25 protein-coding genes and 1 tRNA gene are annotated in these 25,855 nt (G+C 48.9%); 13 read left to right on the plus strand and 13 right to left on the minus strand.

Translation table 11 applies throughout. The features are described from left to right. Positions 1-35: 35 nt before the first annotated feature. Together ACYVAM_RS30320 and ACYVAM_RS30325 are read right to left on the minus strand one after the other, a co-directional pair. On the minus strand, positions 36-1,157 hold the full coding sequence (locus ACYVAM_RS30320) for a glycosyltransferase (protein WP_461073906.1): 1,122 nt from the start codon (positions 1,155-1,157) through the stop codon (positions 36-38). Beyond that, a complete protein-coding gene (locus tag ACYVAM_RS30325; RefSeq protein WP_461073907.1) occupies positions 1,154-2,116 on the minus strand; it encodes a lysylphosphatidylglycerol synthase domain-containing protein in 963 nt (320 codons plus the stop codon). Before ACYVAM_RS30325 ends, ACYVAM_RS30320 begins: the two co-directional genes overlap by 4 nt. A 45-nt stretch (positions 2,117-2,161) precedes the next feature. On the opposite strand from ACYVAM_RS30325, the gene ruvC reads away from it, so the two are divergent. Next, positions 2,162-2,767 (plus strand): crossover junction endodeoxyribonuclease RuvC, encoded by a 606-nt coding sequence (gene ruvC / locus ACYVAM_RS30330; RefSeq protein ID WP_461073908.1) that lies wholly within the window; start codon positions 2,162-2,164, stop codon positions 2,765-2,767. Between the two features lie 118 nt (positions 2,768-2,885). Here ruvC and ACYVAM_RS30335 read toward each other — a convergent pair whose 3' ends face one another. The 3 genes from ACYVAM_RS30335 to ACYVAM_RS30345 form a co-directional block, all read right to left on the minus strand. Next, on the minus strand, positions 2,886-3,329 hold the full coding sequence (locus tag ACYVAM_RS30335; RefSeq protein ID WP_461073909.1) for a hypothetical protein: 444 nt from the start codon (positions 3,327-3,329) through the stop codon (positions 2,886-2,888). A gap of 63 nt (positions 3,330-3,392) precedes the next feature. After that, a complete protein-coding gene (locus ACYVAM_RS30340; protein WP_461073910.1) occupies positions 3,393-3,893 on the minus strand; it encodes a hypothetical protein in 501 nt (166 codons plus the stop codon). 23 nt (positions 3,894-3,916) lie between these two features. Further along, complete coding sequence (locus ACYVAM_RS30345) at positions 3,917-4,495, minus strand: hypothetical protein (protein WP_461073911.1); 579 nt, start codon at positions 4,493-4,495, stop codon at positions 3,917-3,919. 269 nt (positions 4,496-4,764) lie between these two features. On the opposite strand from ACYVAM_RS30345, the gene ACYVAM_RS30350 reads away from it, so the two are divergent. Further along, on the plus strand, positions 4,765-5,499 hold the full coding sequence (locus tag ACYVAM_RS30350) for a dioxygenase family protein (RefSeq protein ID WP_461073912.1): 735 nt from the start codon (positions 4,765-4,767) through the stop codon (positions 5,497-5,499). A gap of 124 nt (positions 5,500-5,623) precedes the next feature. Beyond that, entirely contained in the window at positions 5,624-6,355 is a 732-nt protein-coding gene (locus tag ACYVAM_RS30355; protein ID WP_461073913.1) for a pirin family protein, read from the plus strand. A gap of 19 nt (positions 6,356-6,374) precedes the next feature. On the opposite strand, the gene ACYVAM_RS30360 is transcribed toward ACYVAM_RS30355, so the two are convergent. Then, complete coding sequence (locus ACYVAM_RS30360; RefSeq protein ID WP_461073914.1) at positions 6,375-7,205, minus strand: toxin-antitoxin system YwqK family antitoxin; 831 nt, start codon at positions 7,203-7,205, stop codon at positions 6,375-6,377. Between the two features lie 133 nt (positions 7,206-7,338). Between ACYVAM_RS30360 and ACYVAM_RS30365 the strand changes: the two genes are divergently transcribed. Then, entirely contained in the window at positions 7,339-7,761 is a 423-nt protein-coding gene (locus tag ACYVAM_RS30365; protein WP_461073915.1) for a secondary thiamine-phosphate synthase enzyme YjbQ, read from the plus strand. A gap of 100 nt (positions 7,762-7,861) precedes the next feature. Here ACYVAM_RS30365 and ACYVAM_RS30370 read toward each other — a convergent pair whose 3' ends face one another. The 4 genes from ACYVAM_RS30370 to ACYVAM_RS30385 all read right to left on the minus strand — a co-directional run bounded on the left by ACYVAM_RS30370 (position 7,862) and on the right by ACYVAM_RS30385 (position 13,894). After that, positions 7,862-8,764, minus strand: coding sequence for a hypothetical protein (locus ACYVAM_RS30370; protein ID WP_461073916.1), 903 nt, complete (start codon positions 8,762-8,764; stop codon positions 7,862-7,864). A 245-nt stretch (positions 8,765-9,009) separates the two neighbouring features. Beyond that, positions 9,010-9,882: a hypothetical protein gene (locus ACYVAM_RS30375; RefSeq protein ID WP_461073917.1), complete on the minus strand. Its 873-nt coding sequence runs from the start codon at positions 9,880-9,882 to the stop codon at positions 9,010-9,012. A gap of 199 nt (positions 9,883-10,081) precedes the next feature. Then, a complete protein-coding gene (locus ACYVAM_RS30380; RefSeq protein WP_461073918.1) occupies positions 10,082-12,151 on the minus strand; it encodes a thioredoxin domain-containing protein in 2,070 nt (689 codons plus the stop codon). A 99-nt stretch (positions 12,152-12,250) separates the two neighbouring features. After that, entirely contained in the window at positions 12,251-13,894 is a 1,644-nt protein-coding gene (locus ACYVAM_RS30385; RefSeq protein ID WP_461073919.1) for a T9SS type A sorting domain-containing protein, read from the minus strand. Positions 13,895-14,018: 124 nt separating this feature from the next. Here ACYVAM_RS30385 and ACYVAM_RS30390 point away from each other — a divergent pair, with 124 nt between their 5' ends. From ACYVAM_RS30390 to ACYVAM_RS30415, 6 genes are all read left to right on the plus strand, one after another. After that, complete coding sequence (locus tag ACYVAM_RS30390) at positions 14,019-14,477, plus strand: hypothetical protein (protein ID WP_461073920.1); 459 nt, start codon at positions 14,019-14,021, stop codon at positions 14,475-14,477. Between the two features lie 84 nt (positions 14,478-14,561). Further along, positions 14,562-15,458 (plus strand): alpha/beta fold hydrolase, encoded by an 897-nt coding sequence (locus ACYVAM_RS30395; RefSeq protein ID WP_461073921.1) that lies wholly within the window; start codon positions 14,562-14,564, stop codon positions 15,456-15,458. A 92-nt stretch (positions 15,459-15,550) separates the two neighbouring features. Further along, on the plus strand, positions 15,551-16,864 hold the full coding sequence (locus ACYVAM_RS30400) for an MFS transporter (RefSeq protein WP_461073922.1): 1,314 nt from the start codon (positions 15,551-15,553) through the stop codon (positions 16,862-16,864). A 73-nt stretch (positions 16,865-16,937) separates the two neighbouring features. Beyond that, a tRNA-Val gene (locus tag ACYVAM_RS30405) sits at positions 16,938-17,015 on the plus strand. A 286-nt stretch (positions 17,016-17,301) separates the two neighbouring features. Then, a complete protein-coding gene (locus ACYVAM_RS30410) occupies positions 17,302-17,535 on the plus strand; it encodes a hypothetical protein (RefSeq protein ID WP_461073923.1) in 234 nt (77 codons plus the stop codon). 42 nt (positions 17,536-17,577) lie between these two features. After that, a complete protein-coding gene (locus tag ACYVAM_RS30415; RefSeq protein WP_461073924.1) occupies positions 17,578-18,465 on the plus strand; it encodes an oxygenase MpaB family protein in 888 nt (295 codons plus the stop codon). Between the two features lie 14 nt (positions 18,466-18,479). Here the strand turns inward: ACYVAM_RS30415 and ACYVAM_RS30420 are convergent, their stop codons facing one another. The 3 genes from ACYVAM_RS30420 to ACYVAM_RS30430 form a co-directional block, all read right to left on the minus strand. Further along, the gene (locus tag ACYVAM_RS30420) at positions 18,480-19,439 is read right to left on the minus strand and encodes a glycoside hydrolase family protein (protein ID WP_461073925.1); all 960 of its coding nucleotides are present in this window, start codon (positions 19,437-19,439) and stop codon (positions 18,480-18,482) included. 18 nt (positions 19,440-19,457) lie between these two features. Then, entirely contained in the window at positions 19,458-20,921 is a 1,464-nt protein-coding gene (locus ACYVAM_RS30425; protein WP_461073926.1) for a glycoside hydrolase family 30 protein, read from the minus strand. An 88-nt stretch (positions 20,922-21,009) separates the two neighbouring features. After that, the gene (locus tag ACYVAM_RS30430; protein ID WP_461073927.1) at positions 21,010-22,647 is read right to left on the minus strand and encodes a SulP family inorganic anion transporter; all 1,638 of its coding nucleotides are present in this window, start codon (positions 22,645-22,647) and stop codon (positions 21,010-21,012) included. Positions 22,648-22,746: 99 nt separating this feature from the next. Here ACYVAM_RS30430 and ACYVAM_RS30435 point away from each other — a divergent pair, with 99 nt between their 5' ends. From ACYVAM_RS30435 to ACYVAM_RS30445, 3 genes are all read left to right on the plus strand, one after another. Next, positions 22,747-23,961, plus strand: coding sequence for a THUMP-like domain-containing protein (locus ACYVAM_RS30435; protein WP_461073928.1), 1,215 nt, complete (start codon positions 22,747-22,749; stop codon positions 23,959-23,961). Positions 23,962-24,009: 48 nt separating this feature from the next. Next, positions 24,010-24,693 carry a hypothetical protein gene (locus tag ACYVAM_RS30440; RefSeq protein WP_461073929.1) on the plus strand — a complete coding sequence of 228 codons (684 nt, stop codon included), beginning with the start codon at positions 24,010-24,012 and terminating at the stop codon, positions 24,691-24,693. 516 nt (positions 24,694-25,209) lie between these two features. After that, positions 25,210-25,761, plus strand: a complete 552-nt coding sequence (locus ACYVAM_RS30445) for an RNA polymerase sigma factor (protein ID WP_461073930.1) — start codon at positions 25,210-25,212, stop codon at positions 25,759-25,761. Positions 25,762-25,855: the final 94 nt, after the last annotated feature.

The raw sequence follows: 25,855 nt of genomic DNA on the forward strand, positions 1-25,855 counted from the left end.
TTACAGATCCTATAAACTATACCCTACAGCATACATCAGTTAAGGTTTCGCCCTTTCCAGCGGTAGCCTTTTCCCTGAGCGGCTAACCCAAAGAAAAGAACATATAGCGGGTATACTAACTGGGTCAGCGGAATTACCCATACTGACGATTTTTTTTGTAAAAAAACAAGAATCTGCCGTAAAAACAAAAACTCCGGCAGAAGCTTCAGCCCAATAACGGTTAGTGCAGCTGTTCCGTTTAAAAAACCGAGCCACCAGCCCCCAATTGCTACCATTGGGGCGGCATTACTCAGGAAAACGAAAACCGCCAGCATCGACGGTAAATAGCTCTCGTAGGCCCGCCATTTACTCGCCCATCGTTTGCGCTGGTTATAAAAACCCCGCCAGGACTGATGCGCGTCCGTTTGCACAATGGCCAGCGGACTTTTCAAAAAATGAACCCCGGCAGGATACCTGACCGCAATCTTGTGCATAAGCAGTTCATCATCACCCGAGGCCAGGTGATCGACCCCGGCGAATCCATCCACTGCGGCAAAGACCCGTTTTTCATAACAAAGGTTGGCTCCGTTGCACATGGTGGGTACACCCAGGGCCATTGTACAGGCTCCGCTTCCAATTAGGCTGGCAAATTCGACCGTCTGCAACGCATCGAAAACCGTTTGTTCGGTGGTGAACGTGACCGGCCCCGAAATCAGCTTGGCCCCGGTTTTTTCGTAAAAGGCGGCAATGGTGGCCAGCCACTCGGTGCCAACCCGGCAGTCACCATCTGTCGTAACAATCAGATCGCCCGTTGCCAGCGCGATACTTTGGGTAATGGCCCGCTTTTTGGGCGATGCCGTGCGCTCGTTGGGTAACGGCAAGGGGCGCAGGGAATAAGGAGCTGTCTGGGCATATTGCTGAAGAATTGACAGGGTACTGTCTGTAGACGAATCATCAGCAACAATCACCTCAAACCGGGCATAGGATTGACGGCTGAGATCGTTCAGCAGATTTTCAATATTCCCGGCCTCGTTTCGAACGGGAATAACGACGGTAATGGCTGGTCTCACTGGCGCTGAATTTGCCGGCCGGAAAGGCCGCATGTTGCACCAGGTAAACCAAAGAACAAGGGTAAAGAGGGCGTACAGACCGCTCACTATGAATAGAAAAATTGTCATTGAGCGGTAATTTTTAGTTTCCAGACCCAGATTAAGCCAACGAGCACGGGCGTTAGCACATTGGCCACCCAGAGCGTCAGGGTGGCCGTGAGCAAGACAGGAACGCTGACCGCAAAAGGTGAAAAAACCCAGAGTGATGCGGCCTCCCGAACGCCGAGGTCACTCAGCAGATTGAAGGCGGGCGTGATCGTTTTGGCCAGAAAGACCAGCCCGATACCCGATGCGGCCACGGCGGCCGGTATGACCAGGCCAACGACCCGCATCGCCAGATAAAACTGAAGCGAAAATACCAGGTAGCGCAAGGCTGCCACACCGAGCGCCAGCCCGATCTCCCGGTCTGAATAGCGTCCGGCTACCTGCCAGTAGTCAGCAAACCGCCGAAAGGCGGGGCGGCCCGACAAATAACTAACAAGACGCTTCCGCAGCAGCCCGAACACAATGCCCCCCACCGATAAACTGACCAGCAACGCCAGGAGCCAGTTACCGGCCGTATGGCTTCGTTCGGGCACCAGCGTCAGGTGGTACGCCCAGGCCATTGTGCCGAAAACGATGGCCACATAAAACTGCATCCCGCCCGACACCAGCGACGCTCCTACGGCCCCTGCCCTATTGGTGCGCAGGGAGAGTACCCGGCCAGCCGTGTCGCCTAGTTGGGCAGGCATCGCAAAGCCCAACGAGACACCCGCCAGCACGCCCTTATACGCTTCCCAGAAGCGAACGGATTCAACCCGCCGAAGCAGGATCTGCCATTTGAGGGCCTCCAGTCCCCAGTTGACGGGGGTAAGCAAAAGCAACGAAACAGCCCACCGCTCCGGGTGGCTGACCGCCCGAAGCTGGGTTTGTACGATGGACCAATCGAACGGTTGCTGCTGGATCACATGCCCGATGTAGGCTATAAGGGCAGCAAAGACGACGAGTTTAGCCCAAAAAATGATTTTTTTATCTGGTTTCAGCGACAAAATAGAAGAGAACACGTTACTTTGCAATAGACCTAACGCCCCGGCATGCTCATTAATCCCACTTCATCCATTACTACCCCGGCTAGCCAGCTATCGGAGAAAGTCATATTAGGGGTAGATCCTGGTACGCAGGTTGCCGGTTACGGCATCATTTCGGTGAAGGGGGGCATCATGACCATGATTCAGTATGGCGTGGTTCAGTTGAGCAAATATACGACCTACCAGTTGAAGCTCCAGAAACTTCACGAAACCATGCTTCGGCTGATCGACGAATACCACCCCGACGAGATGGCGATCGAAGATCCATTTTTCGGTAAAAACGTACAGTCGATGCTGAAATTAGGCAGGGCCCAGGGTGTCGTTATGGCAGCAGGCTTATCACGCAACATTCCCATTGTTGAATACGCTCCCCGGCGTATCAAGCAGTCCGTTACGGGCAATGGTAATGCCTCCAAAGACCAGGTATCCCAAATGGTTGGGCACCTGTTGAAAGAAAGCCTGGACCCTAAGTTTTTTGATGCGACCGATGCGCTGGCGATTGCCATCTGCCATCATTTCCACGAAAATGCCTTGCCCTTAGTGTCAAGCAAAAAGACCAAAAAAGGGGCCTGGGGAGCGTTTGTCAGTGAGAATTCCAACCGGATTCTATAGACTCCTCCCCTCTTAAGAAGGCGATTTTTATAACTCCCCGATTCTTTATTGTGCAGGACTTTAGCTTTTATGTCTATAGAAGTGATGTTCGGCTTTATTGGTAGCTTACATGAGTTACCTAATCAGTTGAAGTCAACAAGGGCCGCTCCGTCTTGGCGTGATTAATCTGATCCAGTTTATCCGGATTAGGTACTATTTCTGTCAGAACCAGTGGTCCATTTGGTGGAAACAACTCGAATTTAGCATCTCCCTGCAGGTAGTAGTCTTTGCCTGCTTCCAGATTCAGCTTTAGCGTCGGTTGAGGGAATAAAGCCAGAAGCGAAGGTTTGGTCATGAATGTGGTTGTACCGGAAGGCAAAACGACCTCGCAATGACTATTCCGACCTAGCTTGCAGAGTAGTTTACCATTCGCATAAACACGATATTTTAACGAAAATAAGCCAAAAGCTTTGCCCTGATACAGATGAACAGTCGCCGATGGCTGCGACGTGGATTGAGCGAAAAGAAACATTTGACTACTACCTAAAAATAGCAGGATCAACGCAAATTTAGTTCTGTTCATGATACGTTAAGTTTAATTCGTTAATGAACCACATGTGCTGTGGCTGTTACTAAGTTAGGCCTTCTACCTTATTAAAGTAAACCCAGATTTTCGGGCTACAGGGTTTTGATAAGTTCCCAGTTCGTAGATCACTATTTTATTGCATTCGTTACTAGCTACATAAAAAGGCCAAATTGTTCCTTTTCTGTTGTCTTTTAGCAATAAATCAACCCTAAATATTTTGCCATTATATCCCTCAAATTTGGAAGGGTATGTTCCGTCAGTATCATATACTTTGTCAACAAATATGCCTAAATCCATACTATTTTCAAAAAGTGAATCAGGATCAATAATATGATTTTGAGCAGTAAACGTGACCGATCCAGTTCTAATAAATTGGTCAGAGGTGCGGCTTGACTCAAAGTGCCAGGTTCCGACTATATTTTCCTCAATTGAAGGTGCCTGACAAGTAGGTTTTGTCTCGATCAATACAGGTGAATCGGCTGGCGGAGTTAATTGATGAAATTCCTCTCGACAAGCTACTGCACTAATGCTGATTGCCAGTATAAGCAGGGTCGTTTTCATATAGAGTGCTTTCAGGTACGTTTCTACTTTGAGGAGATTGTCGAGAGTATATCCAGTAACTCATGTTTCGTAGTCTCGTTAAATGACGCATGCCCTGCGTATTCGAACGAACCAGATGATTTCGATAACAGATAAAGTTGACCCGTATAGGGGCGGAACGTTACGTTTGGATCACTCGCATAATAGAGAATACCAATCAATTGACCAGCTTCCGTAAACCCAATTGTGGTATCTAAAAAACCAGATTCTCCTTTTGAATTTAAATAAGGCACTGATTTTGGAAGTGGCGAGGTTAGTTTTTGCCCATACTGAATTAATAAACAAGGATAGGCATTGGGATTACAAAAAGTAGCAGACAGATTAGCCTGCTCATCTTTTCGAGTGACGGATGTAGGACTGTCTCCGAAACTAGTTGGCGTTCGTAAACTGTAGCCTTTCCCCTGATAGCTATCAGCGGGAAACTGTATGGAATAATCAATATTTAATTCAATCGTTACCCACGTACTTTTAGAAGGCGTAGTGGTCAGAGGAGTTATTAGCTGATCTGATTGACAGGATAAGACGGCTAACGCAAGTCCACTGATAAGCAAAAGCCCTTTCATATTGATCGGTATTTACTGGTAGACCCGTAAACTGAAGTAATCGTTGGAATAGATAAAACACAAAATAAGTGGGCTGCTAAATGGATAAATATTGTCAATTTTTATAGGTCGCTTTTGCCGACATATCTACTCTTTTTTCCAATAATTGCCTCCCCTGTGCAACGAAACACCCTTACCGCGCGCTAATGAAATAAACAGACCCATGCTGATGGGCCCCGGCAGGCTGTTTATCGAATGGTTATTCTCCACTAAATCTGTTTTCCAACCGAATGGAACGTAAAGAATTTTTAAAACGAGGCTTTAGTAGTTTGCTTGGTATTGCTGCACTCGTTCCGTTTGCGGGGTCTTGTTCATCTTCCACAGTCGACCCCGCAACCAGTTCATCAACGGGCTCCTCAAACGGTAGCTCATCGAGCAATTGTAGTGTAACACCCAGCGAAACGGAAGGCCCTTTCCCAACTAAATCACCGGCCAACTTCGTTATGAACGATATTCGCTCGGATCGAACGGGGGTGGCGCTGGCCATCAATATGACGATCAAAAACAGCACTAACAGTTGCGCTGCTCTAGCCGGTGCTCTGGTCGACATCTGGCATTGCGACAAAGACGGGTATTATTCCGAATATGGTGGCAGTGGCATGCAATCTGTCAATTTTACAAACGTAGACTTTCTCAGAGGTCGCCAGACGACCGATGCCAATGGAGGGGTGGCGTTCAAATCGATTTTTCCGGGATGGTATTCGGGCCGAGCCCCGCATATTCACGTCCACGTTTATACGGCAACGGGTAAATCATTGCTGGTGACACAGATTGCGTTTCCCTACGATATCACCAATGGTGTGTATACCGCCGGGCAATCGTACGGCTACACGAAGGGAGCGCAGGACACCACAAATGAACGGGACAATGTATTTTCAGATGGGTTTACCACCGAATTGGCGACACTTTCGGGCAGTTTGTCAGCTGGTTATACCCTTACGCATACCATTGTGGTCAACGCTTAAGGGCCTACTTTTCATTGCTCCATTCAACACGTTTATCAACCACGTTAGCGCGTTGATGTGGTTGATAAACGTGTTGAGGAGCAATGGTAGCCAGCTTCTTAATCCGTGATCCCCTCCGCATTTCATGACTACACAAATTCAGGCGCAACTGTATCTGGCAGACCAACGGGGCCGCTCACAGACGGCCTACGCCACAAGTTACCACACCTTTAATTTTGGCCGTTATGTTAATGAGTTCCGAAAACCGTTCGGTTCATTAAGCGCCCTGAACGACAATACGCTGGCCGCTGGCTATAGCCTGAACAGGCACGTTGATCAACGGACACACGTGGTTCTTATTCCGGTTGTTGGCGGCCTCGAATTTGATAGTAGTGTTGGGCAGGGTTTTGTCCAGACGGGACAGGCGCAGGTTTTCTCCCTCGACACCGGGATGACCTTGATGGTTCGTAACCCGTATGAAACGGAAGTAATCAATTTTATCGAGATCTGGCTCGCCCACCCAACAAGTCACGTTGCTCCAGCCCACCAGCGCGATGCCGTCGATTTACTTAGCAAGAACATACTTTTACCCTTTTTTGAGCTGACTACTGAAGCTGAAGATACTACTCATCAGCACTTTACCGGCTTCATCGGAAGGTACGATGGCCGTCGGAAGGGGGTTTACCGAACCCCAAAAGCAGAAGGTCAACCACAACCTCACGGCATTTTTGTGTTCATCCTGAGCGGTGCAGTTGAGGTGCAGGACAGGCTGCTACAGCCGGGTGATGGTCTGGCCCTGACGAGTATGGACGGTCATCCGATTGACTTCGAAGCCCTTTCCAAGGAGGCAATCATCCTGCTGATCGAAATCCCATAATATTTTCGTTACCCGGGTGCTACATCCGGTAAAAAAGATTGTACTGAACAGACCCGTAGATCCGATAGACGGACAGCACACAGGTTGACGGCGTGGCCACGCCATCGTTGAGGGCGGGTTTCCAGTTTAGTTTGTCGGGTGTCCATTCGGGCATATTCCGAATAACCTGCTGGGCATAGCTCACCACGTCGGGCATTTGTACGCTTTCGGCCGGATTTCCGTTGACAATGGCTTTTACCCCGATCACCTGGCCGATTTCATTAATTGTCAAAGTGGCGGTAATCCGGCGGATGCGCTCGCCGTCTAATACCGGACTCAACTTTTGCTTCAGATACGCTGATAAATCGTTTGGTTTCCCCTGAAACTGGGCTACCTGATAAAAAGGGGCGCAGGTTTGTTTAGTACCCTCTGGCGTATAACATTCACTCTTGTTCCTGCTCAGGGTGCCAGCCCGGTAATATTCCCGGCGTTTGACAGAGCCATCCTCGTACAACACCATAAACGGCCCCTGCAGCATGTTTCCCTTGTATTCACAGCTTATGTAAACCTTCCCATTGGGGTACATAATTTTTGTCGGGCCGTACCGGACGATTCGGCTTAGGCTATCCAGCTGAAACCCATTGGGAAGTGTTTTAGGCTGGAGCATGTAGGAGTCAAACCGAAATAAAGACCCATTTTTCAGATACGTCCGAACCGTAAAATATTGATCATGTTTACCAAAATACAGGATCTCTTCGTCGTATCCGGCATACGAATGACGAACGACATGCTTCACCGGTGCCGAATCAGTTTGTGCTACGACAGACTGACTGACCAGTAGGCCGAGCAGTAGTAGGTAAAGGGCATACATAAACGTATTGTTCTATAAAGTCGCTTTATGTACTTGAATTCAGGGGCGTTCAACCCATTATTCTCCACAACTGAATGAACAGTAATATAGTTATTTCTTAATATAATTTTAAGCAAGTCTAGACTTATCGGCTATGGCCATTTACCAGCATACAATTCATCTTCCCGCCTATACGCGTGGTTTTCATCTGATTACGCCTGTTGTTGAACGGGAATTCACGGATTTTCACCAGCTTAAGGTGGGTTTGCTCCACGTATTCATTCAGCATACGTCAGCCAGCCTGACCATTAATGAGAATGCGGACCCGACCGTTCGGGGCGATTTCGAGCGCTTCTTTAACAGGGCCGTTCGGGAAAATGAGGCCTATTACCAGCATGATTACGAAGGATCAGACGACATGCCTGCCCATCTGAAAGCCGCCATGCTGGGTAACTCCGTTACGATTCCCATCACCAATGGGCGTCTAAATCTGGGCACGTGGCAGGGCATCTATCTGGGTGAACACCGCAACCAGGGCGGCCGACGTACGCTAATCCTTACTGCCTGGGGAGAGTGATGTAGGATGTATGGTGTAGGATGTATACTATAAAAAGCATGAGCGCCTGTTTGGTCTACATCCTACACCACACATCCTATATCCTTTATCATACATCTCTTCAATACGTTTCGTACTCGTAGTGTAAGGTCTCTGCTAAAAAACCACGGTCGGTTGTAATACGGCTGGTTGGTAAATTGGCGCTGTTATACGTATAGGTATACGTAGTCGTTTGCCCGGAGCCATTTACCGCAGAAAGCACATTGTTCTGGCTCAAATTGAGCAGGTTCGAAATACCGCCATAGTACGAGTAGTTAATAATTGTTCCGCTCCCTGGCGAAGGAGCAATCGTAGACAAACCATATGGGGCAGGAATGACGAATACTCCGTAGAACGGGTTTACGTTTGTATCGTATGTTAACGTAGTATTGACGGTGACAGGAGGAGAGGTAATGTTTCGAATCGTGGTATAGGTAGTCGAGACAAACGTTATATTATTTCCAGTGTGCGTGAACGCACTACTCTCCCTAATCTGAACGCCTGGTAAATCGTACGATTTAGTGCTACCCACCACTTGATTTCCAGTATTATATTGAGGATTTACTCCCCATACCCCACCACCTGACACAGATTCGACAAGAGATACTACTTGACCAGCCGTATTATAGCTAAAATTATAGGTAGTAACTGGATTGGGTGAATACACCGATCGGCTAACAATATCTTGTCGTAGCTGAGTGAGCCGGTTTTGGGCATCATACGTATAGACGTTGTTCTCCACCGGTGCTACGGTACTATCAGGAGTTTCATAAGTAATGATCGACCCGAGCCGCCCCTGCGCATCGTACTTGAATGCGCTAACCTTAGCCGTATTGTTGGGCAGGTCTTGAGTAATGGTTTTAACCCGTAAACGCCTGGTTCCTGAACCAGGAATAACTTCTGGAAGGCGATGGTCAGTACAAGCCGAAAAGGCAAAAACCAGTAATAAGCGACTAATTTGGGATAGAATACGTGTGCTTTTCATGATCGTTAATGGTATAATGTATTTTGTTATACGATCAATGAGTAAGTATGGAAACAGCAATAAATTAACAGCTTTACTGCCGCAGCCCACTTACGTTATATCGATTATTAATTAGCCAAAATTGTATTTGGTTTGAAAGGAGAGCTATCGGACAAACACAATTGCAAAATTGGCGAAGGCAATAACGGCATTTGGACCATTATTGGGTTGATCAATCGACCCGCTTGGCTCCGATCCTACGTTCTTTAGTAACTTTCGTATTCATAATGCAACGTTTCCGTTACATGACCGTCGTATGCTGTGATACGGCTTGTTGGCAGATTGGCCGAGTTGTAGGTATACGTGTATGTATTTGCTCCATCCGAAAGTACGTTATTCTGGCTCAGATTGAGGAGGTTGGAGAGCCCACCATAGTAGGTATACGATCCAATAAAAACACCAGAGGGCGGAGAAGCGTATTGGGAAGGGGCGGGAATAACGAATACCCCATAAAATGGATTTATACCGTTATCGTAGGTGTACGTTACGTTGACGGTCTGTGAAGGCAGTTGGGCACCCTTCTGCACAGCACTTCCCGTGATGGTGGCAAACGTTAAATTGTTCCCTGTATACGTGAATGTGCTGTTATCCCTGGCCGAAACGCCTGGAACAGAAAAGCTTTTAGACGAACCCGTTAGCCTATTATCGGCATCATAAACCGGCGTTATCGACCAGATGTAAATCGGATTGGCATTACTAAAGCCGAGACTTGATACCTGACCAGCAGCATTGTAGAAATATTTATAGACTTCATAGTCAACTCCTGCTCCTACAACGGTACGATTGAGCTGAGTGAGCCGGTTTTGCGCATCGTATTGGTAAACATTGTTCTCTACCGGGGCTATGGTGCTATCAGGTGTTTGATAAGCGATGATCGAACCCAGATGCCCCTGCGCATCGTAACGAAAGAGACTAACCTTAGCCGTGTTGTTCGGCATATCCTGGGTTATCTTTTTAACCCGCAAACGACTGGTAACTGACCCTGGCGTTATCGATGGAATGCGGTGGTCACCGCAACCAGCAAGAACAAAAACGAATAACAAATACACAATCCCCGGACGTACTCCTGCGGTCTTCATAACTATTCATGTTTTTTAGTGTGTTTAGTTTCGCCATTAATTAAGCCTACAGTAACCGGCGGCAAATCCTGTTGATTTTCAACAGGTTACCGTAGGCTTAATTATAGCGGCATGAAGGTATAGACCACAAACGTATATTCCTATTTTTACTAAGTATATTCGTATATAGTTGCCGGAAAGTGAGTATTCGGCAGGTTCTTTATCGAACCAGTTTCCATACGTCAGCTACACTCGTTACAGGCAGTTGACAGGCCCGATTATAGCAGACATAAACAGCCGTTTGCCCATTGATTGGCGCCCGCTGTTGCAGAAGGGGCAGTTCACTCGTATCTGTCGTCCCACAAAGAACTTTGTTTGGATAAAACTCAGCATCCAGCTCCGCCCGAAACCGATCGGCATCGGGACCGACAACGGCAATTTCGGCCGTTGGACGGGCACGCAGGGCAAACTGAGCGGCCCAATTCGTGAGGTAATCGGCGTTTTGCTGCACCAGGGGTTGTATGCGTCCCAGCATTTGATCAGCCCGTTCGGCATAGTGGGGTCTATCAAGTAGTAGGCTCAATGCATACAGATTTTCCGCCATCATTGAATTCGACGAAGGAATCACGTTATCGAATAGCTCCTTGCGTCGGGCAATGAGCTCCTCTCCGTTTTTATCGGTAAAGAAGAACATCGGGTCTGGCCCGGTCAAGTCATCAACTGTACTATCGGCAAAATTCGTCAGCACATACTGCATCAACTGGTCCGCTTCGGTCAGCCAACTCTCCGTGAACGTAGCCTGATATAAGGCTAGTAACCCATCAATTACGGTTGCGTAATCATCCAGAAAACCGGTTTGGCGGGCCCTGCCGTTCTTATAGGAATGCCAAAGTCGGCCGTTCCGGCTATCCCGCATTTTCTTGAGCAGGAAATAAGCCAGCCGTAAGGCCAGCGTCAGGAATTCCGGCTCACCGAAAACGCGGTAAGCCGTAGCCAGCCCCTTTAACAGCAAACCATTCCAGGAACACAGGATTTTATCATCCAGACCCGGCCGGATGCGTTCGTTTCTGACGCGCAACAACCGGGTATGCGTGGCATCTAAACGAACATTAAGATCAGCCAGCGACCAGCCCATCCGTTCAGCAAAAGAAACGTCGGACTCGGTTCGGTGCAGAATATTTGTCCGGTGCCCACCGTGGCCAGGGTCCCAGTTCCCCTCCTCCGTCAGGCTGTACAGTTCAGCAAACCAGTCGTAATCGGCACCAAGTGTTTCCTTAAGTTCTGGCGTCGTGAACGTATAGAATTTTCCTTCCACCCCTTCACTGTCGGCATCCAGGGCTGAATAAAATCCACCTTCCGGGCTCAATAGCTCTCGTTGCAGAAACCCAACTGTCTGGTAGATAACATGTTTGTATAATGGACTTCGAGTTAAACTATAAGCTTCCGCATAAAGCGTCAGCAACTGCCCGTTGTCGTAAAGCATCTTCTCGAAGTGCGGGGCAAACCAGTCGGCATCGGTCGAGTAACGGGCAAACCCACCCCCAAGCTGATCGTAGATCCCCCCAAGCGCCATGCGGTCCAGCGTTAGTTTAACCTGGTGGAGCGCCGACTCATTATCCGTACCCGTAGCCACCGTAACATCGTAATAGCGCAGTAAAAACCGCCAGACGCTTGGCATTGGGAATTTGGGCGCCCGACGCAAGCCTCCCTTTTCATCGTCGGCTTTAACGGCTACTTTCCGATAGAGCACATCCAGCGTTTCGGGGGCGAAGAGTGGGTCATTTTCAGAAAGGCCATATCGTTCCGCATCGGTCAAATTCAACTCGCGGGCAAACCCTTCCGCCGACTGTACCAGATCCGTGCGATGCTCGGCAAAGGCAGCCTGAATACTGTCCAACAAGTGCATCCAGTTTGTCTGTGGCAGGTAGGTAACCCCATAAAATGGTTTAGCATCGGGCATGAGAAATACGTTGAGAGGCCATCCACCCTGTACGCCCATTGCCTGCACAGCATCCATATAAATGGCATCGACATCAGGGCGCTCTTCCCGATCCACTTTGATGCACACAAAATGCTCGTTCATCACCTCGGCTACCGTCTCTTTCTCAAACGACTCCCGTTCCATTACGTGGCACCAATGACAGGCCGAATAGCCAATACTGACCAGAATAGGCTTGTCTTCATCAATGGCTTTGTTCAGCGCTTCCTCGCCCCAGGGATACCAGTTTACTGGATTTTCGGCATGCTGGAGCAAGTAGGGACTCGTTTCGTATTGAAGTTGATTCGGCATAATTTTCAGGATGACAGAACGATAAACACAGGGAAAAAGAGGGATCAGAAAAGCGCTGTTTTAGCTATAGTATTGACCCCTCTTGGTAGGATAACCATTCTACGGGATAACTACTTTTTTCATCTGACTTCCGGTTCCGTTTTTAATGCGCAAAACATAAGACCCGGCAGGCAAATTGGCTACGTTTATAACCTCCTTAACACTGTTAACCTGCCTCAAAATGACGGATTGGCCGGTCAGGCTGATCAGTTCAAGCTCTGTATCCGGCGCAGGCAAGCGTCCAAAAGTAACCGTAAGGGTCGTTTGTGTTGGGTTTGGATAGACCGTCAGATCGGAAAATACCGGCTCGGTAGCCGTCACGGCCCCCATGTCGAACAGACATAAATATACCTCTCGTCCGGTCAGTTCGATGGTCTGCTGCCAGGCTTTGTACCGAACCGTCAGGCTTGTTTTTTGTGTCTCGTCGGCATAGGGATTCTGGGCAGCGATCAGGATTTTATTTTCCTTGACGACGCCCCGCCAGACAGGCTGCTGTTTGTCCATCAGGTCGCGGGCAGGTGTTTCAATGACGCGTTCGTACGTTCCCTGAAACATGTCCGCAAAGCGCGACAACCGGTACAGCCCATGCGTAAAATGCTCGTAAGCCGCATAGGTATCCGTTCGGGCGGGCGCCAGGGTTGGGTTATCCCAAAGCCAGAGACCGGCAGCGCCCGAAAAAAACGGAAAAATAGCCGTGGCCTCGGCCATGAACGGCTGAATGAAATTAGGAAAGCTACTCGAACTGTCGTGGTACCGCAACCAGACCCAGGGAATCACGGGCTTATTGCTCCACGCCCGGTTTACCTCCACCTGGAACAAAAGATAAGCCAGGTAATCTTTTGCCAGTGGGTTTGGGTAATCGTAATAATAATAGGCCGAGGGCGACAGAGCGTCCAGCTGTTCATAATAGGGTCCGCCGATGGCCCGCCCGGTCGAATCCTGAACCAGATAATTCGTCCGGCTGAGGTTCGTTGTCCAGTCGGTCCAGCTAAACGTTGGTACGTTTAGATAGGTGTTCAGAACAGGCGTATCGGCATAGCTGGTCACGCTGATCCCCGCCAGATCGGCATGCTGACGAATGTAGCGCATGCCTTCGGCATACAGGTTTCGAATGGCTTTTTTGTAGGCGGCCACAAAGTCGGCATCGGAGAGATTTCGATACATTTCGGGTACGCGGCTATCCCGCTTGATCGTTAAAATCCGACTATCAGTTTCCAGAATACGCTCGTAATCCAGCGCCAGTCGCCCGATGGGTAGCTTATACAGGCCGGCCGCGTTTTTCTGCCCCCCGGCAATCCCCGACAGGAAGCTATCCCATTTGGCGCGATAGGCCGTCAGATCGTTTGCCCAGGGGCTTTCAATAGTTTCCCAGGGTTGATTCAGTCCCGTCGCGATGCCGTAATATACCACCGCCCGCTGGGCAGGCTGCACCAGCGTACCATATTCACTGTCTTTAATGTCAACGAGTTGACTAAACCCGTGCTTAAGCGGACTGGCCTGCGTATCGGTGAATCGTGGGCCGCCATAAATAACCGGAAACGGCAGCGAAAACTCCGGAAATTTGCTCCATTCAATCTGGTTTGGCTGGCTCACCGGCGTGAAGGTTAGCCGGTCGGCACACTGCGGCTGAGCCTGGACCGTTGAATTTGCCAATAGCCAAAACTCACTTATCCAAAATAAGAAAAAGGCAAAAGGGATACGCATTGCTTGAAGTTTCGCCAAAACTACGGAATTTTAAGGGCGAATACCGTTCCTGTCGGTAAACGAATACCACAACGCTGCTCGTTATTTAACCCAACGACGACACACAAAACAACCTCATCCGGTTATGAATACACTACGCACTCTTGCTCTCACCTTGTTTCTACTTGGCTCATTATTCAGTTGCAAAAAGGACAATATCGATGATCCCAACCCTACGGTTGACTCCCGAACAGAATTGCTGGTTGCCAATAACTGGCGGACAGCGAAGGTAACTACCCCCGACGGGCAGGAAATTAACAGAAATCGACTGGGCCTGACTACCCAGGTACTTTTTGACCTTGACATGCAGTTTCGAAAAGATGGATCGGTTCGCGCCCTTGATTACAATCGGTCTAACTCCGTAGTCAATGGAGGCAGTTGGAAATTGACTGCCGATAGTCAGTCAATGGACGTCGATGTGCAGGGATTTAAGGGTAATTTTCCAATTATTCAGCTCAATAAAAGTAAGTTGATCCTTCGCCAAAGCGCGCCCGTCGATGGCAAAACATCCGATATCAACCTCGAATTTAATCCAACGTTATAAATGCTAGAATGAGTGATTGCTAAAATAACTGGCGCATCCCTATTCAATCAGTCTATCAATCACTCATTCCAGCATTCAGCTTATATGAAATTTGAAACAGAGCCGGGTTTCTTTTTGTCGGCCGACGCCTGGGGCAACCCAACTAACCCACCCGTAATTTTACTGCACGGGGGCGGCCAAACCCGGCATTCCTGGGGCGATACGGCCCAACGGCTGGCCAATGCAGGCTGGTATGCGATTGCGCTCGACGCCCGGGGACATGGCGATAGCGACTGGTCGGCCGAAGGGCATTACAGCATCGATTACCTGGCCAGCGACTTACGTTCTGTTTGCGCACAACTATCAGAAAAACCGGCTTTAGTGGGCGCTTCCATGGGCGGCATGACAGCCCTCATTGCCGAGGGAGAACGCCCCACTGACTCTGATTCGATTTGTTCAGCCATCGTTCTGGTCGACATTGCTCCGCGCTCGGAACAGAAAGGCATCGAACGAATTTTTGCCTTCATGAGTCGCAATCAGGATGGATTTGCTTCCCTTGACGAAGCGGCCGAGGCCGTAGCGGCTTATTTACCCAACCGCCCCCGCCCCTCGGACAACAGCCGATTGGAGAAAAACCTTCGGCTTCGTACCAGCAAAACCGGCAATGAACGCTACTATTGGCATTGGGACCCGCGTATGCTGACCCTCTGGCGGCAGCATACCGGCCCCGATCAGCAAACAAACAATGAAGAACGCCTGTATCGGGCTGCCCGGGCGCTCACCGTACCGACGCTCATTGTGCGCGGGGGCATCAGTGATGTCGTGAGCGAAAAAGTAATGGCCGAATTCATCGACGCTGTTCCCCACGTGCATAGTGTAAGCGTTGCCAATGCGGGTCATATGGTTGCCGGTGACTCAAATCATGCGTTCACGCGGGCGGTGGTTGAGTTTTTAAATAGCGAAATCGGACCGCCGAAGCGGAATGAATTAATGAAAGAGTAGTTTAATTTTACAACAACCCACTTCAGTAATTCGCTCATTCACTCATTCACTCATTCACTCCGCTTCGGCGGTCCGATTTCGCTATTTCACCCTTGAAAAACTCCCCCCGCATCCTCACCGCCTGGACATTTTACGACTGGGCCAACTCCGTTCACTCGCTGGTTATCGTGTCCAGCATTTTTCCTGTTTATTTCTCAGCTACAGCGTTGAACGAGAACGGTGGCCCGATCATTAACTTTCTGGGCATGTCGGTCAAGAATTCGGTTTTGTTCTCCTACACGATCTCGGCAGCTTTTCTTCTGACGGCTCTCCTATCCCCCATTTTCTCCGCCATTGCCGACTACAGCGGCCAGAAGAAAACCTTCATGAAGGCTTTTTGCTACACGGGTGCGATCAGTTGCAGCCTGTTGTATTTTTTCACAAAAGAGACAACGACCCTGGCGGTCTTCTGTTTCTGGCTGAGCCTGATCGGGTGGAGCGGCAGCATCGTCTTTTACAATTCGTACCTGCCCGATATTGCGACCGAAGATCAGTATGACCGCGTGAGTGCCCGTGGATTTTCAATGGGCTATCTGGGCAGCGTACTACTCATGGTGTTTAATTTGCTGGTGATACTGAAACGCGAGTGGTTTGGAAATATTTCGGAAGCGATGGCCTCCCGGATTGCCTTTCTGACCGTTGGCGTCTGGTGGGTTGCTTTTGCGCAGATCCCGTTTAGCCGCCTGCCCGACGGAATCCGAAAAACCGGCCGACAAAGTGGCAACTACCTGTTCAATGGCTTCAAAGAATTAAAGCATGTTTGGGCGGAGTTACAGAATCAACCGTTGGCCAAGCGGTTTCTGATCGCCTTTTTTGTCTATAATATGGCCGTGCAAACGGTGATGTACGTGGCCACGATCTTTGGCAGTGATGAGTTAAAATTGCCTGGGCAAAGCCTGATTATCACGATATTACTGATTCAGCTGGTGGCTATTCCGGGGGCTTACGGCTTCTCGCGCTTGTCGGAGCGGCTGGGCAATACGTACGGGCTCATGACGGCGGTGCTGATCTGGATTGCCGTCTGCGCCGGGGCCTACTATGTACAAACCCAAAGCCAGTTTTTCGTGCTGGCGGCTGTTGTGGGGTTAGTCATGGGCGGAATTCAGTCGCTGTCCCGCTCGACCTATTCCAAACTCATTCCGGCCACGACCGACACGGCCTCCTACTTCAGTTTTTACGACGTGACCGAAAAAACATCCATCGTCTTTGGCACGCTGGTGTATGGGCTGATTGAACAACTAACGGGAAGCATGCGCAATTCGATACTGGCTCTGTTAGTGCTGTTTGTGGTCGGATTCGTGCTTTTATGGCGAATTCCCTCACAAAAAGTTTACCGTACCCATTTGGAAACAGAGGAAGTTTTGTAAGTTTGTAGCCCCGGAGGGCGTTGATGACGCCGTTTCTTTGGAAGCTCCGCCCTTGAGGCCTTCCCGGGAACAAAGGAGGTTAGCTCAGTTGGTTCAGAGCGCTGCTTTGACAGAGCAGAGGTCAGCGGTTCGAGCCCGCTACTTCCTACCAAACGCCCCAAATTCGCTGAATTTGGGGCGTTTTTGCGTTCTACACGCCAACGCCAACTTATCAAACTTGCAAATTTCCAACCATAAAGTAAGTCAAAAGCGCTTTAGAGATAACACTTGAAATGCCTTAGTTTGGCAATTATGGGCCGATCGATTCTCCTTCTAGAGGATAGTAGATTAGGTCAACAGAGTCAAGGTTTCCTATATCTTTGTGTTGGCATTTTTTCAATACTTGCTCCATTTGTGCCTTGTTTTGTCTGTAAGACACACTATCCCACCAAAACTAAATGAATCGTTCACATCCTGAGCCCGAGCACCCTCGACGGCTTTCCATTGGTGACACACTTTATGCTGAAAGCAGTTGGGACGTTCTTTTTGTCACGATCGTTGCTGTTACCGAAACAGAAGCCCTGAGTGATCAAGGTTACCGTTTCTATCGTAATTTTACCGATGGCGATGCCCATATAAACGCGGAGGTGTCGCCCGATTGGGATTTTCGCTCCTGGGTAGTTGTTGCGTAGTTCATTCGTTTAGTCAAGTAAACCGCTCTTTTTACGTTCCCGATGCAAACTACCTATCGCAAACGCTTCGGTCTGCTGCGTAACCCGGCGGTTCGGCATGAACTGCAATCACTGGACCCCGTTCGCGATCACCAGCGTATGGTTCACCTGCTGACAGCCTATGAATTTCCGTTCGACATCACCCGGGCGCTGGAGCTTGCCCTGTTTCATACCTACGCCAGTCCGCGGGTATCGGGCTTACTGGCACGCACCGGTGAGTTCGAGCGCCACGGCCAGAAACGGTATGATGACACCAGTCGGCTGATCTCGGAGTTTATGGAATCGGGCTACGACAGCCCCAAAGGGCTGCGGGCGATTGAGCACATGAACCACATCCACGGCCATTATCGCATCGACAATGCTGATTTCCTGTTTGTTCTGGCCACGTTTGTGTTCTACCCCATCGACTGGATCAGGCAGTACGGCTGGCGACCCCTGAGCGCTTCGGAAGAACTGGCCCTGTTTTATTTCTTCCGGGAAGTGGGTCGCCGGATGAACCTGCAGGACTTACCGACGAACCTGGCCGACATGCGCTCGTTCACAGCTGCTTATGAAGATAAGCACTTTCGCTACACGGAAAGTAACCGCAAAATTGCCGATGCCACCGTCAGGATTGTGCAAGGCTGGTTTCCCCGGTTTCTGCACCCGCTGGTGCAGCCTACCTTTGCCGCGCTGATCAACGACAAGCTTCGGTCAGCCTTTGGCTATCAGCCAGCACCGGGCTGGTTCATGTTCATGACAACGGGGGCATTATGGTTACGAAAATGGCCATTGCGCTGGATCACGTTTGAAAATTACCCGTCGACAGTCGATAAGGCCACCTACCGATCGTATCCCGACGGGCCGCCCGATATTGAAGCTGTTGGTCCATCGGAATTAGTGAAACCTTAGACTGAAGGTCATTTTTATTTCACTTTTCTACCACCCTCTGTCGGCAAAAATAGATTGACAGCCGGATGCATGGTATACAGTCGGTACTGGTTGCCATCACGCACGACAATGCCGCTCGATGTGTTCCCACGAATGATGGGATTGGCCCCATATTTTGTCCAGTGAACTAGGTCCGTCGAGACGGCAATGTTGGTTGACCATTCGTGCCAGTCCGCAAAGGCCGACGCGTGATAATAGGCATAGTAAGCCCCTTTGTACTGAATGATCTGGTTCATGGCCACAGCACAGCGATCATAGTCTGCAGGGCCTTTTTCCAGTACCGGCTCATCCTGCACATTCGTCCAGACCTTCAGGTCGTTGGATGTCGCCAGCCAGACCGCCTGGTCCTTGCGCTCGTAAAAAAGGTACCATGTATCTTTTTCTTTCCAGAGAGTCGGGGTTCCGTAGGGCCCTTTGCTCAGGGGCTGATTCGTAGTATACCGGATGTCGAGGGGCCCCTGTTCCGCCCAGTGTATCCGGTCCGTTGACGTAAGCAGATGGGCCACATCATTTTTCCCCTCGGCAACCATGTAATAGGTGTTCCCCGATTTAACCACGCACATATCTTCCACCCAGGACGACGCGTGGATGGGATTGCCCTTGTAACGGGTCCAGGTCACCCCATCGGCCGAGGTAGCATAGCCCAGCGACCGGTTCTGGTCGGCCCCTTCCCGGTAGCCGGTATACCAAAGATGATAGGTATTTCCTTCATGAAGAATATAGCCCCGTTCACGGATTTTCTGATCCCAGGTATTGGTTCCGGTTCCGGCAAATACCGGGTTAGTTGAATATGGGACAAACGTCGTTAGTTCAGCCGGAAAATCGGGACTTTCCAAAACAACCGGATACGACGTATCCAGCTCTATCCAGTTGGCAGAACCTAGTCCGAAAAGTAGAAGACTAACAACAAACACAGTCCGAATGAGGGTCAGCATGGGTTGGCGAATGATAGATTACTCGAATAAATAGGTGCCAACAGCGCCACCCGGCAATATCGCCATCGCCCGATTTCCACTTTTCTCAATGGCAAACCGATGGGGTGTCGAGCTATCGTTCAGCACAATCAGGACGATATGGCCCTCAGGTGTTTTAAACGCCACGTTAGGCAGTGATTTTGGCAGGTTGGAGTCGATACGGACGGAACCGGGCCGCACAAATTTAGAAGCAACGGCGATGTTGTAATAAGCAGGATTCCGCTTTACCGAGTTCCCGTCGATGGTTATCGCGCCCAGGCACTGATCGCAGCCCCCCGGTGTATGCGGTTTTTGCTCCGGGTCGGCAGCCAGGTTCCATTGCAACACCGTACGGCTCCAGTTCCGGGTAGCCCCAATAATGAGTTCGCGAACATGCCAGACCAGATCACCCTTCAGATTGCCGGGGGCCCCAATCCATTGCTCGGTAAAGTACAGGTTTTTGTCGGGATAAGCCTTGTGTACCTCCGACAGCGCACTAATAGGTCCGGCATACAAATGAAACGCCGACCCGTCAATAAATGGACGGGCGTCGGGATCGTTCAGCACAGAAATTGGGTAGTCGGGGCGATCAGCGTTATGGTCGTATAGAATAATTTTCGTTTTGATCCCCGCTTTCTTAAAAGCTGGCCCCAGATTCTGTTTGATAAACAGGGCCTGTTCGGCGGGCAGCATCAATAAACTGGGATTATTTCCCGGATGCAGCGGTTCATTCTGGATCGTTATGGCATCGATCCGGATACCAGCCGCCTGCAATCCCTGAATGTACTTGACGAAATAGCGGGCATAGGCGTCATAAAATTCGAGTTTCAGACTCCCGCCCTTTGTGTTTCCGTTCGATTTCATCCAGGGCGGGGGCGACCAGGGCGACCCTAAAATTTTCAGGGCTGGGTTGATGGCCAGTATCTGTTTAAGCACCGGAATCAGGTACTCGTTGTCGGGTGCCAGGCTAAATTTAGTCAGTTTCGGATCCGTTTCACCCGCCGGCAGGTCATCGTAGGAGAACACCCGCTCGTCGAGGTCCGATGCCCCAATACTCACCCGCAGGTAGCTTACGCCTATGCCTGTTCCTTCTGTCGAAAATAATTCGGTTAACAGGGTTGCCCGCACGGCTGCGTTCATCCGGCTAAGGAGCATCGCACTGCCGCCCGTTAAGGTATACCCAAAGCCGTCGATGGGTTGGTAGGTTTGTGACGCATCAACATGGATCGTTGGGTGGTCGGTAGGCTTATCGGCATTTATAAATGGAAGCGGTGGCTGCTGAACAAACAGCACCGGCCGACCTGGATCTGTCAACCAAACGGCTACCTGACCCGACCGAGTCTGATTGGCCCCGGTCTGGCGGGTAGTTTTCGAAAAGCCCACCCGCTGGCTATACACCCGAACCGACGAAGCAGTTAGCAAGGTAAGGACCAGTAGATACAATTGCCAGATTCGTCTCGTCATGTAATTTACAAAGCAAGTAGCGTGTTCCATCAGCCATACATTGCGCTGACAGTACAGGCGGGTTCATCGACTGGACAAAGTAACGATTTTACTTAATCGGATTTATCAGCACCTGTTCATCGATTGGCAGATTTTCACCTTTCCGGTTCCATTTACGTCGATTCAACACCACGTTCTTGAGTTCGTACCCAATACCTTGTATTAGGGCAATGTCGCGATAATCGTGAAGCATGTTATAGATATCCTGGTCGATAAACGGCGCCTTTGTTCCGTCGATAACCACCTCATCTCCAGGCTTCAGCGTATTAAGAGCTTCTTTCAACTGGGGTTTACTCAGAAAATACAGATCTTTTTCAAACTCAATCGTCACGTGGTTTCCATCACGTATGAAGTTAAAGGTTGACTGAAAATTAGTGTATAATACGTAAATAATACCCACGATGGAACCAAGCGCAATGCCAATCAATAAATCCGTGAAGACAATCCCGGCCACCGTGACAACAAAGGGGACAAATTGACTCCAGCCATCCCGGTATGTTTTCTTAAAAATACTTGGCTTGGCTAACTTATACCCAACCATGATCAATACAGACGCCAGACACGACAACGGAATATAATTTAACATCGCTCCACCAAAAAACACCGCCACCATCAGAAAAATACCATGCAAAACGGTCGAAATCCGCGTTCTTCCCCCACTGTATACATTTGCGGATGTGCGCACAACGACCGATGTGACGGGCAAACCGCCAATCAGGCCGGATAGCAGATTGCCTATTCCCTGGGCGATTAATTCCTGATTCGTCGACGACACTCGTTTGGCCGAATCGAGCCGGTCTGACGCTTCGAGATTCAACAACGTTTCCAGACTGGCTACGAGGGCAATGGTGGCTGCAATTCTGTAAATTTCGATATGTTGTAACGCACTGAAGTCTGGAAAATCAAAAATGGAAAATAAACTTTTCCCCGGTGCGATAGTCGGAATCTGCACCATGTGCTGGTGGGCGGTATCGCCCAGATACCAGTCTGGAACAGCTACCCGAAAGAACTCATTCAGGGCAACCCCAAAAAATACGACGGCCAACGCGGCAGGAAAATTCTTAAAGAAAGCGCGGGTACTCCGTCCAGCCGTACGCTCCCAGGCAATTAAAAACACCATTGACACCAAGCTGATGACGACTGCCCCCGGACTGGCGGTTTCAATGGCCCGATATATTTCGGAAATCGTATTTTCTCCGTCGGCCAGTTGCTGAAACTCAAATTCGCCTTCGTAATCATTATCGCGGCCCAGGGCGTGCGGAATTTGTTTCAGAATAATAACGAGACCAATCGCAACGAGCATTCCTTTGATCACACTGTCGGGAAAGAAACTACTGAATCGACCGGCTTTTATAAGGCCCAAAAATAGCTGGATCAGCCCCGCGAGCATGACAGCCACCAGAAATAACTCATAAGAGCCTATTTTTGCGATCGAATCAGCAACGATAACCGCCAGCCCAGCAGCTGGCCCGCTTACGCTGATTTCAGAACCAGAAAACAAACCCACCACGATGCCACCGATCATTCCGGCAACTAATCCCGAAAACAAAGGGGCGCCCGACGCCAGAGCAATACCCAGACAGAGCGGCAAGGCTACCAGAAATACCGACAAACTGGCCGGAAAATCCTGTCTGAAGTAACTCGATTTATAGTGTGTAAGCGTATAAAGTGGACTAACCCGTTTCATATAATGTAGCGGTTACGATGCGTTGCCTGTTCCAGCGCAACCTCTGGGTAAGCGCAGCTTATTATTAAAAAGAGATTAAAACGTATTAATACTTATCCCTTGCTTATTCTTTCTTCCGCTGAACGAGAATTTATACGAGCTCACCTGACCGACGATGTCCGGGCGTTATCGCTGCGAACTTTTCCTCAGGGACTGGATGTCCGTAAACTAGTGGCTCAACTTGCCGCCCGGCAGAAGGCGCGTGAAAAATTGCCCACCTGGTACGCCAACGATGCGCTCATTTTTCCCCCGGCCCTGTCGGTCGAGCAGGCCTCATCCCAACAAACCGCTCAGTATAAAGCATCGCTGGTCAGTGGAAACCGACTGCTTGATCTAACGGGCGGAATGGGGGTTGATAGTTGGGCATTTGCCCAACAGGTGGAGCAGGTTACCTATATTGAGCGAAATGAGGAACTGGCGCAACTGGCGGCTCACAACCTGCCTTTGCTGGGAGCAGGCAATATTTCTGTGCAGACCGGCGATGGATTGGCCTTTCTGACTGCGATTCAGCCCTCGCCGGAGGAGATTGACTGGATCTATCTGGATCCACACCGACGTGACGCAACTGGGAGTAAGGTGGTCCAACTGCAAGATTGTGAGCCTGATATGTCGCAAATTAATACTCAGACTTTCCTGTTATCGAAGGCCAAACGAATTTTACTCAAAGCCTCCCCGTTACTAGACCTGAATTCGACCGTCCAACAACTAATGGACCGGGTGGAATCTATACACATTGTAGCGGTTTCGGGGGAGGTCAAAGAAATTTTGTTCATTATTGGTAATCAACCGGTTGCGCATGATGACGTACTACTTAACGCTGTTAACCTATTACAAAATGAGACAAAAGACCTGAGTTTTCACTGGCACGAAGAACGCACCGCTACGGTTGCTCTGGGCAATCCACGTGCCTATCTATACGAACCAAACGCGGCTGTTTTAAAGGCTGGCGCTTTTCGATTAGTGGGCGCCCGATTTGGACTGACGAAGATTGCCCCCAATAGCCATTTATACACCAGTGATGAGGTGTCCTGGGATTTTCCCGGCAGGATCTTTTCCATCGTAGATATACTCAAACCAGATGCAAAATCGGTCAAAATGCATATTCCGGATTTGAAAGCGAACCTCACCGTTCGCAACTTTCCACAGACCGTGGCAGAGTTACGAAAAAAATTATCACTGCGTGAAGGCGGAGATCATTACATTATGGCCACTACCCTTCTCAATGGCGAAAAACGGCTATTGGTAACAAAAAAAGTTAATCGAATTAAACCGTAATAAATTCACTTTATAGCGGCTGAACAGCCGTAAAATATCAATACCACCATGAAAACGTTAGTACAGTATATCCTGATTTGGTGCCTGTTAGCACCCATTACCTCAACGATCGCTCAAACTGTTTATGCGGGCGAAAGCACCGTTGATAAAGCTAAATTATCTGGTCTTTATTTAACTATTCAGGGCGATGGCAAACAGATCGAAAAAGACTGGGAATCCCAGCTTCAAACATATGGTCGGGCTACTTCTTCACGAGGTACTTACCGCGTCCCGAATGCGAGTATTTCGGCCGTGTCGTCCGAACCTATTAATTTGATAAGTACGGTAAAATCCTCGCGTACGTCGGCCACCATTTTCACGGCGTTTGATCTGGGAAGCGGAACCTTTGTAACACCCGGGGGAACTGGCTATGCAGCCGCCGAGGATATTCTAAAAAACTTTGCCAGCAAGACTTTGTATGAACAGGAAGTTCGGGTAGCACAAACTAGTTTCGATGATGCGCAGAAAAACCATCAGAAAATAGTTCGCACGGGAGAAAAGCTTCAACGGGACATTGAGCAGAATGCGAAAGAAAAAGAAAAACTGTTGAAGCGCATTGACGACAATGCGAAAGAACTGGAACAATTAATTAAGGATCAGGCAACCAATAAAACCGACCAGGAAACAGTGCTCACCGAACTGGATAGCCGCAAAAAAAACATGGAAGCTGTAAAAGCGAAGAAGAGTAACTAAGGATACTTTTTCAGTACAGGAAGGATACGTTTGTTCTGACTTTGTTAAAGCATTTTTAATTAGGTGGCTACTTAAAACGTCTTTCTTAGCCCATTAATGTGCTTTTCCAAAAGCTTATTTGTACCTCAATAAAACGTTATTGAGGGCGTCTGGACAAACGTATGCTACCTCATTTTTAAATTTTTTTCAAAATTAGCCATCTGTATACGCTACCAATAAATCAAAGCAAAATACAATTACGTTAGTTATTGATTACAGTTAACAATTCTTAGACCTAATTCATAGCAGTCTAATAATCAAGTTATTATAAACTTAATTTAAATCAATAGGTACTTTCTAAGGCTTCATAGCTACTCTTTTATTTGATGTCACTACATCTATTGTCCCTACACCGTTTAGTATATTAAAGCTTTTTAATCAACTCATTAACATCTGATATGTGTTGTAAGTGCGTATATATGACAGAAAGATATATACGGTCTGTACTAACCCATATCAACTTACCACTACCCATTCATGCAAGCTTCATTAACAGACGAAGAAACCATTCGTCAATTTTTATCTACCAAGCCAAATCATTGTTTTGAAACACTGTACAATCGATATGTGAGTAAAGTGTATCGCCGGTGTTTATCGATGACAAAAGACAGTGAAAAAGCGGAAGATTTCACCCATGACATCTTTCTTAAGGCATTTGGCAAACTCGATGCCTTTCAGGAACGATCTAGTTTTTCTACCTGGCTTTATTCAATTGCGTTTAACTATTGCTCGGATCAATTACGTATTGCTAAACGAGTGAATATCGTGCCTATTGATGACACGTCTAAGCTAGAGGTAGCGGATTCACAAGACAGCCAGTTGCACGAAGAATCTCTTGTATTAGTTCGGCGAGCGATGAAAAGCCTGACCCAAAAGGAGCAGGAGCTATTGCAGTTGAAATATGAAGATGGGATGACTATCGAGCAGATTGCGCAATTGTATGCTATTAAAACCAGTGCCGTTAAAATGAGACTAAAGCGCTGCCGGGAAAAAATTCACCGGCTTTATGCCCAGCATGAAAATGTCTAGCTAAAAAATAATCTTTTTTTAATGGGCACGGGGTGAGGTAGCTTAGTTGTTCATTGTCAGCGAAAATAAATGAGGAGCAGGAATAAGAACACGC

It is taken from the genome of Spirosoma horti, assembly GCF_054776595.1.